This window comes from Nostoc sp. ChiQUE01b (assembly GCF_034531255.1).
Taxonomy (GTDB): domain Bacteria; phylum Cyanobacteriota; class Cyanobacteriia; order Cyanobacteriales; family Nostocaceae; genus Nostoc.
The window spans coordinates 45500-58213 of record NZ_JAVRBM010000042.1; the positions used below are offsets into that span (position 1 = coordinate 45500).

The 12714-nt window shown below is 38.1% G+C and carries 4 protein-coding genes; all 4 read left to right on the plus strand.

The features are described 5' to 3' along the window. Positions 1–53: 53 nt before the first annotated feature. The 4 genes from ectB to panP all read left to right on the plus strand — a co-directional run bounded on the left by ectB (position 54) and on the right by panP (position 12693). Positions 54–1313: a diaminobutyrate--2-oxoglutarate transaminase gene (gene ectB / locus RMY63_RS24515; protein ID WP_322731212.1), complete on the plus strand. Its 1260-nt coding sequence runs from the start codon at positions 54–56 to the stop codon at positions 1311–1313. Between the two features lie 133 nt (positions 1314–1446). Beyond that, positions 1447–4215, plus strand: a complete 2769-nt coding sequence (locus tag RMY63_RS24520) for an amino acid adenylation domain-containing protein (RefSeq protein ID WP_322731227.1) — start codon at positions 1447–1449, stop codon at positions 4213–4215. Beyond that, complete coding sequence (locus tag RMY63_RS24525; RefSeq protein WP_322731213.1) at positions 4212–10940, plus strand: non-ribosomal peptide synthetase; 6729 nt, start codon at positions 4212–4214, stop codon at positions 10938–10940. Before RMY63_RS24520 ends, RMY63_RS24525 begins: the two co-directional genes overlap by 4 nt. A 109-nt stretch (positions 10941–11049) precedes the next feature. After that, positions 11050–12693 (plus strand): pyridoxal-dependent aspartate 1-decarboxylase PanP, encoded by a 1644-nt coding sequence (gene panP, locus RMY63_RS24530; RefSeq protein ID WP_322731214.1) that lies wholly within the window; start codon positions 11050–11052, stop codon positions 12691–12693. Positions 12694–12714 lie beyond the last annotated feature (21 nt).

The following is a 12714-nucleotide window of genomic DNA, read 5'->3' on the forward strand; positions in this document are numbered from 1 at the left end:
TCATAATTTTCCCAAGCTAACTAATATTATATAGTAAGATGGAGAGCAGTTGCATGGATATATTTGAAAAGTGTGAATCAAACGTCAGAAGCTATTGCCGTAATTTCCCTGCCATATTCCATCGGGCTAAAGGTTCCATAATTTATGCTGAATCAGGTGAAGAATACATAGATTTTTTTGCAGGAGCAGGCGCTTTAAATTACGGACATAATCATGACTATATAAAACAAAAAATCATGTGCTATTTAGATGCCGATGGAATAGCGCATGGCTTAGATATGTATACTTCCGCTAAAGAGAAGTTTTTAGCTAAGTTTAATGAGGTAGTACTAAGTACAAAACAGCTAGATTATCGCATCCAGTTCTGCGGTCCGACTGGAACAAATGCCGTCGAAGCAGCTTTAAAATTAGCTAGAAAAGTCAAAAAAAGGCCAGGTATATTCTCCTTTATGGGAGCTTATCATGGAATGACTTTAGGTAGCTTATCAATTACTGGTAATACTGGAATTCGAGCGGGAGCAATTGGATCATTAAACAATGTAACATTTATGCCTTATCCCTATGGATTCATGGAAAGTTTTGACACAATAAAATATATAGAGTCAGTTTTAAATGACGTTAGTTCCGGAATTGAAAAACCAGCCGCGATAATCTTTGAAACAGTACAAGCTGAGGGGGGAGTTGTTGTTGCTCCAATTGAGTGGATGCAAAGACTAAGGAAGTTGTGTGACGAGAATGATATTTTATTAATCTGCGATGATATTCAAGTTGGTTGTGGTAGAACAGGTTCTTTCTTTTCTTTTGAAAGAGCAGGTATTGTTCCCGATATAGTCATACTCTCTAAATCGATCAGCGGATATGGGTTTCCAATGTCCGTATTATTGATTAAGCCAGAATTGGATATTTGGGAACCTGGTGAACATAATGGCACTTTTAGAGGTAATCAATTAGCATTTGTAGGAGCTACAGCTGCTTTAGAGTATAGAGAAAGTAGCAATCTTCAACAGGATGTTAAAGTCAAAGAGCTTTTCTTGAAAAATTTTCTAGTTCAACAAATATCACCAATCAGTGAAAACATAGCAATACGTGGAATAGGCATGATTTGGGGTATAGATTTGACAAAATTTGGTGGCAACAGTTTGGCTAAAAACATCACAATGCGTTGTTTTGAACAGGGATTAATAGTTGAAAGAGCAGGTAGAAATGATACCGTAATTAAATTATTGCCCCCTCTAACGATTGATATGCCTACTTTAAAAGAAGGTTGTTCAGTCGTAGAAACAGCTTTTAATGAATGTTTGTCAATTAACTAGACTAAACCACAATAAAATGTGAGTTTGATTCCAGTATTTATTCCTACTCACTTATTGTGACAATAATCTCTCTCACATATCTATTCAATTTAACTATTCTGCTAGTATAACCAGTTTCAACCAGCTAAAAATGATGACTACAATACTAGATCCCCAAGAGCTATTCTCTCAAAAAATATACTGGTTAAATCAACTTTTGGGAGAATTACCAGAAACAAACTTCATACAAGACTATGTTAGACACTCCCAGTATACTGGAAAAAATAGAAGTCATTATTTTGAGCTACCTGATTATTTATCTCAGGGAATTATCAAGTTAGCTAAAGGGTCTGATTTTTTGTTGTACTTAATGCTTTTATCGGCATTTCAAATACTGCTGCAACGGTATCTTAGAACTAATGGCTTTATCGTTGGAATACCAGTTTACAAGAAAATAGATGGTGTAAATCTAGATTATTTGAATGATAATAAACTGATTCCCTTACGAACTCAGTTATATAATGAGATGACATTTAAAAGTTTTCTCATTCAAGTCAAAGATAATGTAATTCAGGCATACAGTCATCAGGACTACTGCTTTGATGAATTAATTGGATTATTAAATTTGCCTCAGGCTGAAAATCGATGTTCGTTATTTGATATAGTTATATTATTAGAAAATATTCATAACAAAACTGAGATACTAAAAATTAATAATGATATTACAGTTTCTTTTCTTGCAGAAAATGATAAGATTTGCGGTTCGATAGATTACAATGAAGCTATTTTTAATAGAGAAAATATTCAATTAATAACTAACTGCTATAAAAACATAGTAGAGAGCATTGTCACTAATGTCGATATTCAGTTATCAGATATTGCTATTTTGAATGATTTCGATGAGCAGAAAATTATCCAAGAATTTAATTACAAAATTAAAAAATATCCAGTCGATAAAACAATAAATCAGTTATTTGAACACCAGGTATATAAAACACCTAACAATATAGCAGTAGTTGATGGACACGCAAAACTAACTTATCAAGAGTTAAATGAGAAAGCTAACCAGTTAGCTGTAATGCTGCGTCAACTAGGACTCGGTAAAGGGGAGTTTGTAGGCATATTTAAAGACCGCGATCTAAATTTTCTTATCGCTATTCTGGCTATATGTAAAGCAGGTGGGGCTTACGTACCGATTGATAGCGCTTATCCGTCAGATAGAATTGAATATATGTTGTCTAATAGCGAAGTTAAGCTTTTATTAACTGATTCTTCGTTATTAAATGTTTTGATAAATTTGATAGACGATTGTCCTCAATTAAAATCGATTATTCGTTTAGACGGAGTTATTTCTGAAAATATACAAATCACGGGTCGCCAGGAATTAACAATATACGAGCAACTTGGTTTTATTAATCTCCCCAAAGAAAATATAGAGCCAATAAATGATGCTAGTGACCCAGCCTACATGCTCTATACCTCCGGTTCTACAGGACTACCCAAGGGAGCAATAGTTAGACATGATGGTGCAGTTAATCATATTTATGCCCAGTTCGATGAGCTGGAATTGACCGAGGAATTTTGTTTTCTCCAAAGTGCTCCTTCTTCAACTGATATTTCCGTTTGGCAGTTTTTAGCACCACTGTTAATTGGCGGAAGGACGGTAATAGTAGATATTGAAACTGTTGCGATTCCTGATAAATTATTTAAAGTACTTAAATCAGAAGAAATAACAGTTGTTGAATTAGTACCAGCATTATTTGGCGGGTTGCTTGAACATACTTCGGGGCTAGCAAATCACGAAAGAGAATTGCCGTCTTTAAAATGGATGATGGTTGTAGGGGAACCTGTATCAGTTAATTGGGTAAATAAGTGGCTGCAAGTATATCCCGAAATCAAAATTGTTAACGCTTATGGACCGACCGAAGCTGCTGATGATATTACCCAGTTTATCGTTGACAAGCCCTTGCCAGAAAATCAGCGAACAATTCCAATTGGCAAACCCTTAGCGAACTTAAATCTCTACATCCTGGATGAGCAAATGAAATTATTACCGATTGGTGCTCCAGGAGAGATTTGTGTATCGGGAATCGGTGTCGGTGCTGGTTACTGGAAAAATGAAGAAAAAACTAAATTAAGCTTTGTTCCCAATCCGTTTACAGATTTTACAGATGCGAGTAAGAAGCTACCAGCAAATCGTGCAGATTTGATTTATAAAACCGGAGATTTAGGTAGGTGGCTTCCTGATGGAAATATAGAATTTCTCGGACGGATTGACCATCAGGTAAAAATTCGTGGTTTTCGGGTTGAATTGGGAGAGATTGAGACATTTTTACTGCAACACGAAGCCGTTAGGGAGGCTGTAGTTGTAGTTAGAGAAGATGACCCTGGTGATAAGCGCTTGGTTGCTTATTTTGTACCTAAGTCTGAGTTTGATCGGGATACCTTAGCAAGTAGCGAGCTAGTCCAACAGTTACGTGATTTTCTTCAAGAAAAGCTACCAGGGCATATGCTACCTTCTGCGATTGTACAGCTAGAAGCATTGCCTCTAGCTCCCAGTGGTAAAGTAGATCGCGGTGCATTACCTGTACCAAGTTTCAAGAATGAATCAGAATTGGGCTTTGTTGCACCTCGTACTCCTACAGAGCAGATAGTTGCTGATATTTGGGGTCAGGTATTAAAGCAAGAACATATCGGAATTCACGATAATTTCTTTGATTTGGGTGGACATTCTTTGCTGGCGACCCAGGTTATTTCCAGGTTACGAGAAGCCTTTAAGATTGAGTTACCTTTACGCAGTTTGTTTGAATCACCGACTGTTGCTCAATTGGTAGAAAATATCGAGAAGATGCTAACAGTTCAACAACTACAGCTTGTTCCAACGAATGGGTTAGATAGTGACCGTGAGGAGATAGAATTATGAAAACTATTGAAGAATTTTTGTCTTACCTTTGCAGTTTGGATGTCAAGCTTTGGGTTGAAGAGAATCGCTTACGCTGTAGCGCTCCAAAAGATGTGCTGACACCAGTTATCAAGGAAGAACTTGCTGAACGCAAAGAAGATGTGCTTGCTTTTATACGCAATAACAGTGTAGCTTTAGTTGCTGATAAACAGCCTATTCGCCCAGTAAAACGGCAGGAAAATTTACCACTATCATTTGCCCAACAAAGACTGTGGTTTACAGAACAATTGACACAAGTTAGTCAGGTGTTTGATGTCCCTGCTATTTCATACTTAAAAGGCTCACTGAATGTAGCATTCCTGGAAAATGTCATCAATGAAATAGTGTGTCGACATGAAATACTTAGAACAAGTTTTATATCAGTAGAAGGGCAACCAGTTCAAATAATCCACTCGAATTTGAAATTATCCTTACCCGTAGTTGATTTGCAAGGATTAGCAGAAGCAGAGCGCAAAGTTGAAATTCAAAGGCTTATCAACAATGTCGAAGCATCGCTATACTTTAACTTAACCGAAGTTCCATTGTTATGGTGTATTCTTATAAAGTTAAGTCAAGAAGAACACATCTCATTGTTACTAATGCACCATATTATTACAGATGGTTGGTCAGTGGGGGTAATTACTAATGAATTAACAACTCTTTACAAAGCTTTCTCTCAAAATCAACCTTCACCACTACCAGAATTACCTATTCAGTATGCAGACTTTGCTGTTTGGCAACGACAGTATTTACAGGGAAAAGTTCTTGACAATCTTCTCACTTACTGGAAACAAAAGCTAAGTGGAAATTTACCTACATTGCAATTACCTACAGACTATTCGCGACCAGCAATTCAGACTGTTTCTGGTAAAAGAAAATCGTTTTTTATATCTGCAAACTTAACACAAGCTTTAAAGACACTTAGCCGTAATGAAGATGCGACTATCTTCATGACCTTATTAGCAAGTTTTAAGATATTGCTACATCGCTACAGTGGTCAAGATGATATCTTGGTGGGTTCACCCATTGCTAATCGTAACCAGCATGATATTGAGCAGCTAATTGGCTTTTTTGTCAACACCCTTGTGTTCCGTACTAATTTCAGTGGTAATCCTAGTTTTCAAGAATTACTCAGACGTGTACGTGAGACAACCTTAGGAGTTTATGCTCACCAAGATATGCCTTTTGAGTTGTTAGTAGATAAACTGCAACCACAGCGAAATTTGAGTTACACACCTCTATTTCAAGTGGTGTTTGTGCTTCATAATGCACCAATTTCTGAGGTAGAGATGCCTGGCTTAACTTTTAGCTCAGTGGAAGCTGACAATAATCGTAATGTGATGTTTGATTTAATACTTCATATTACAGAAACAGAGTCAGGACTAGATGGAGGTTTAGATTACAATACTGATTTGTTTCAGGAAGACACAATATGTCAAATGGTAAGTCATTTGCAGACACTGCTTGAAGCAATTGTAGCAAATCCAAAGCAGCGTTTGTCAGAGTTACCACTTTTAACGGAACCTGAGAAACATCAGTTGCTTGTGGAGTGGAATAATACAGAAGCTGAGTATTCCCAACAACAATGTATTCATGAGTTATTTGAAGCACAGGTAGAGGAAACACCTAATGCGATCGCAGTTGTGTTTGAAAACCAACAGTTAAGTTATCGGGAATTGAACCAACGAGCGAATCAGTTGGCACACTACTTGCGATCACTGGGAGTAAAACCAGAGGTATTGGTAGGCATATGCGTAGAGCGATCACTTTCTATGGTCATCGGACTATTAGCCATCCTCAAAGGAGGTGGTGCATACGTACCACTAGACCCTAGCTATCCCCAAGAACGTTTGGCTTTCATGTTGGAAGATGCTTCTGTATCAGTAGTACTAACACAACAGCACTTGATAGAGAATTTGCCACAAAACCAGACAAGGGTTGTTTGTCTAGATACAAACTGGGAAAGTGTAGCTCAACAAAGCTCACAAAACCCAATTAATGAATCCACAACCGATAACCTAGCTTATATCATTTACACCTCTGGCTCAACAGGTCAACCTAAGGGTGTCTTAGTCAACCATGCCAATGTTGTTCGTCTGTTAGCAGCAACTGAATCCTGGTATAACTTTAACCAACATGATGTTTGGACACTATTCCACTCTATAGCCTTTGACTTTTCCGTTTGGGAAATCTGGGGAGCATTGCTATATGGTGGACAATTAGTAGTAGTACCATATTGGCTGAGTCGTTCACCAGAAGACTTTTATAAATTGCTCCAAACACAGCAAGTGACTGTACTTAACCAGACACCTTCTGCTTTCCGCCAACTGATACAGGTAGAGGAATCGCTGGGAAATAGTAACAACCTAAGCCTGCGAAAAGTTATTTTCGGTGGAGAAGCATTGCAACTGGAAAGTTTAAGACCTTGGTTTGAACGTCATGGCGACCAGTCACCACAGTTAATTAATATGTACGGAATTACGGAAACAACCGTGCATGTGACATATCGTCCTTTAACAATGGCAGACTTAGAAGTAGCATCAGCAAGTTTAATAGGTCGTCCAATTGGTGACTTACAAGTTTATTTGTTAGATATGTATGGGCAGCCAGTACCTATCGGAGTACCAGGTGAAATGTATATTGGTGGTGCTGGTGTGGTACGGGGTTATTTAAATCGACCAGAACTAACTCCTCAAAGGTTTATTCCTAATCGCTTTAGTGATAAACCAAATGCGCGTCTTTATAAATCTGGCGATAAGGCACGCTATCTACCGAATGGAGACATTGAATATTTAGGTCGTATTGACCATCAAGTAAAAGTTCGAGGATTCCGCATAGAACTCGGAGAAATTGAAGCAGTAATCACTCAACACCCAATAATTCGAGAAACTGTAGTTGTAGTACATGAAGAATCAGCAGACTCTCAACGAATAGTTGCCTATATAGTTCCACAAAAAGAGCAAACACTCATTCTTTCTGAATTACGTAGCTTCTTGGAGTCAAAGTTGCCAAGCTACATGATACCAGCAGCTTTTGTCACATTAGAGGTACTACCACTCACACCCAACGGTAAGATTGACCGCACAGCATTACCTGCTCCTGATACTGCACGTCCCCAATTGGAAGAAGCTTTTGTCGCACCTCGCACAAAAGAAGAGAAAATACTAGCTGAGGCTTGGGCTAAAGTTCTCGGTATCAAGCAAGTGGGTATTCACGACAACTTCTTTTCATTAGGTGGAGATTCCATCCGTAGCATTCAAGTTCAGTCTGAAGTACAAAAACATGGTTTAAACTTTTCAATACAACAGCTATTTCGATTTCAAACCATTTATGAACTTGCTAAAATTTTAGTTAATGCAAAGGAAAGTAACATAAATGTGAAAGCAGTTAAACCATTTAGTCTACTTTCTGAAGCAGATAGACAAAAGTTACCTGATGATTTAGAGGATGCTTACCCTCTAAGTAAACTTCAGGTAGGAATGTTGTTTCATAGTATTTCCAGTCCCGATACTGCAATCTATCACAACGTTACTAGTCTGCATTTGAAAGCTCCTTTTGACTTGCAGAAATTACTGATTGCTATTCAAGAACTGGCGGCTTCTCATCCTGTACTAAGAACTTCATTTGATTTAGAAAACTATAGCGAGCCAATACAATTTGTTCACAAAATAGTTTCTATTCCCTTGCAGGTTGAAGACTTACGACACCTTGGTGGAAATGAACAAGAGAAGGTGTTGGCAGCTTGGTATGAAGCTGAAAAGACCCAAAAGTTTGACTGGACATGCCCACCAGTGTTACGCTTTCAGGTCCATCTTCGCAGTGAAGAAACTTTTCAGTTTAGCTTCAGTGAACACCATGCGATTCTGGATGGATGGAGTGTGGCTTCTATGGTTACAGAGTTGTTTGGGCGTTATTTATTTCTCTTGGGTCAAAACATTTCCTTCCTAGAATCATCACCAACAACGGCGTATCGAGATTTTATCGCTCTAGAACGAGAAACACTGGTATCAGATGAGTGTCAGAATTACTGGAGCGAAAAGTTGAAAGACAGCACAGTAACAACTATACCTCGCTGGTCAAAAATTGACCAAGTTGCTAATCATATTGATAACATTGGTGTACATCAAGTTGAGCTATCTCCTGAAGTTTCTCTTGGTTTAAAACAATTAGCTCAACTTGCTTGTGTTCCACTTAAAAGTATTCTCCTAGCGGCACACTTTAGAGTGTTAAGCCTGCTGAGTGGTCAAACAGATGTCATAACTGGCTTAGTATCAAATGGTCGCCCAGAAAAAGCTGATGGAGAGCGGACTCTCGGACTTTTCCTAAATACCATACCATTTCGTTTGAAACTATCTGGAGGAACCTGGTTAGACTTAGTGCAAAAAACCTTTGACGCAGAGCAGGAATTCTTATCATACCGACGGTATCCCTTAGCAGAAATACAAAGACGCTCAGAACAACAATCTTTGTTTGAGACAGCGTTTAACTTCACCAACTTTCACGTTTACCAGGGTGTGCTAGGACTTGACAACGTTCAAGTTTTGAGTAGTAAACTTTTCGCAGAAACAAATTTTGCATTTTGTACACAATTTAGTTTAGACGAATTTTCATCTAAGATTCACTTAGATTTGGAGTATGATGTCAAAGAATTTAGCTCCAAACAAATTGAAGCTATTGGTGGTTATTACGCTAGAACACTTACCGCAATAGCAGCAGAACACAAGAAACGCTATAAGTCTATTTCTCTGCTTTCTCCAGAGGAACAGCATCAGTTGCTAGTAGAGTGGAATAACACCTCTGTTGAATATCCTCAACAGCTATGTATTCATGACTTATTTGAAGCACAGGTAGAAAAAACACCTGATGCAGTAGCAGTGGTGTTTGAAGATGAACAATTAACCTACAGTGAACTCAATGCTAGAGCAAATCAACTAGCACATTATTTGCAAAAGCTAGGAGTCAAACCAGAGGTATTGGTAGGGATTTGTGTAGAGCGATCGCTCTCTATGGTCATCGGACTACTAGCCATCCTCAAAGCTGGTGGCGCATATGTACCTCTAGACCCTAGCTATCCGATTGAACGTATCGCTTTTATCCTAGAAGATACTCAAGCGCCAGTGTTGCTAACTCAAGCTTCGCTTGTGGAGGCGATACCGCAACACCAAGCGGCTGTGGTATGTTTAGATACTGATTGGTATTTGCTCGCCCAACAAAGCCAAGAAAATTTATTCTCTGAGTTAACAACTGACAATCTAGCTTATGTTATCTATACCTCTGGTTCTACTGGTAAACCCAAAGGTGTAATGATTAAGCACGCTAGCACAGTTGCAATGTTAGATTGGGCAAACAAAACCTTTACTCCAGAAGCAAGGGCTGGAGTTTTGGCATCCACCTCGATTTGCTTCGACCTTTCAGTCTTTGAGGTGTTTGTGCCTCTATGTTCTGGTGGCAAGGTGATTTTAATCGAGAATGCACTATATTTAGCAACTTTGCCAGCAGCCTTTGGTGTCACATTAATTAATACTGTCCCTAGTGTAATTTCCCAATTAATCAGAAATAATAGTATTCCAAGAACGGTGCAGGCTGTTAATATTGCAGGAGAACCGCTTCAAAATCAACTCGTACAACAACTATATCAACAAAATAATATACAACAGGTATTTAACCTGTATGGACCTTCTGAAGATACAACTTATTCGACCTCTTGCTGGATACATCCGGGTGCTAGCAATACCCCGCCAATTGGTCGCCCGATTCACAACACACAAACTTATTTATTAGATCAAAATTTACAACCTGTCCCTGTAGGTGTACCAGGGATGCTGTATATGGGTGGTGCGGGTTTAGCTCGTGGTTATTTCAATCAACCTGAACTGACTGCGGATAAGTTTATTCCCAATCCTTACGCTAACCTGCCAGGAGAGCGGTTATATAAAACTGGGGATTTAGCCCGCTATCTGCCGAATGGGGAGATAGAGTATATTGGTCGTATTGATAACCAAGTCAAGATACGTGGTTTCCGCATTGAACTGGGAGAAATCGAAACTCAAATTAGTCAGCACCCAGCAATACAAGAAGCTGTTGTTGCGGTTTATTGTTCAGAAGCAGATTCTCAACGAATAGTTGCATATATAGTTTCTCAAACAGACCAAACACTGACAATTTCTGAATTACGTAGTTTCCTACAGTCAAACTTGCCTAACTACATGGTGCCAGCAGCTTTTATCATACTAGAGGCACTCCCGCTCACACCAAATGGAAAGGTTGATCGCAAAGCTTTACCTGCACCTGATACAGCACGTCCCCAATTGGAAGCAATTTATCAGCAGCCCCAAACTGAGGTCGAAAAAACTATTGCTGGTATTTGGCAAGAAATACTGAATGTTGAGAAAGTAGGAATCCATGATAACTTCTTTGACCTCGGTGGTCATTCGCTGCTTTTAGTTCAGATCCATAGTAAATTACAAAAAACATTTCAGAGAGATTTTCTTTTGGTAGAAATGTTTCAATATCCAACCATCAGCCACTTAGCTAAATATTTTAGTCAGGAATCAAAAGAAGAAATAGCTTTTATCAAACATTCTCAGGTTTCTGAAAGTAGGGCAGCTTCATTACAGCGTCGCAAACAAGCCAGGAAAGAACACCGGACAGCAACCAAGGAAGGTGGAATTTCGTCTCAATCAAGTGAACAAAATTTATCAAATTAAATAAAATAACCGCAGAAAACACGAATAATTGACAGATTAAAAGTTTTTTTGCGTAAGTTTTAAAGAGTATTAGCAATTTAAAATTAAATTACCTCTTGCAGGAGACAAAATGACATTAAGTAAAAAACGTTTTTTATCCACAAATAGCTTTTCGCAAACTGAGCAAATATTACATTCTGAAATTGGTGAGTATGTAAAACAAATGTTTGTACCTACTTTAGGCACATCTATTGAAACGCAGATAGATGAGATAGTTAATGATTTGTCTGAGGAATTCTTGATTACAAAAAATGCAAACACTAATGTTAATCTTGAATTAATAATTAAAAATTTTGGTGACAGCAAAATACCTCTAAACCCTACTGATTTTGAAAGCTATTTTCAATACTTAGGTGATAAAGTTGTTTCTGATTCTATACACACATCTTCATCACAATTTATCGGTCACATGACCGCAGCACTCCCTTCTTTTGTACGTCCTTTAGCCAAATTGATGACAGTGATGAATCAAAATGCTGTCAAAATAGAGACAGCTAAATCCTTAAGCTTTTGTGAACGTGAAGCTTTAGCAATGATGCATCGACAAATTTATAATTTTTCCGATGATTTTTACACGCAACATATTCAAAATAATCAGAGTACATTAGGCATTTTAACTTCTGGTGGTACAACAGCCAATATCACAGCACTATGGTGTGCGCGAAATACATCGTTGGGAGCCAAAAATGAGTTTTTAGGCATAGAAAAAGCAGGTTTAACAGCAGCCCTAAATTTTTATGGCTATAAAGGAGCAGTGATAATTGGCTCTGAATTGATGCATTTTTCTTTTGATAAAGCTGCCGATTTGATGGGTATTAGTACCCAAAATTTGATTAGAGTGGCTGTTGATTCTAACAATCGAGTTAACATACAAGCACTACGCCAAGCTGTTGCAGATTGTCGCCAACAAAACTTGCATATCATAGCCATTGTTGGCATTGCTGGAACTACAGATTCTGGGACTGTCGATCCCCTAGAAGATATTGCCAAGATAGCCCAAGAAAATAATATACATTTTCATGTAGATGCCGCTTGGGGTGGTCCGGTGATCTTTTCTCGAAAACATCAACATAAGCTTGCTGGGATTGAGAAAGCTGATTCAGTAACCATTGATGGACATAAACAATTATATTTACCAATGGGTATTGGCATAGTATTTTTCCGCGACCCTCATTTGGCTTCTTCCATTGAAAAACAGGCTAGCTATACCATGCGTAAAGGGTCATTTGATTTAGGTAAGCGTTCTTTAGAAGGTTCTCGACCAGGCATGGCTTTATTTTTACATGCAGGTCTAAAGCTAATTGGTCTGAATGGATATGAGTTTTTGATTGACGAAGGAATCCGTAAAACTCAATACATGGCTGCTCGGGTTTCAGCAATACCTGAATTTGAATTATTGGCTGAACCTGATACTAATCTGTTAATTTATCGTTATATTCCAGAGCAATTTAGAGAAATAGTTGCCAACAAACAATTATCGGAAACAGATAATCAATTGATTAATAATTTTAATGAGTGTTTGCAGAAGATGCAGCGTCAGATTGGTAGAACTTTTATCTCACGAACGACAAAAACAACTATCAGCTTGGATAAAGAAATCTCTGTAATAGCCATGCGTGCAGTCATTGCCAATCCCTTAACTACTGAAGCAGATATTGACGCAGTTTTAAATGACCAAATTCAGATTGCTTCAGGAATCTCAATTGCATATTGAGTGCTTTTATATTAGACAAAA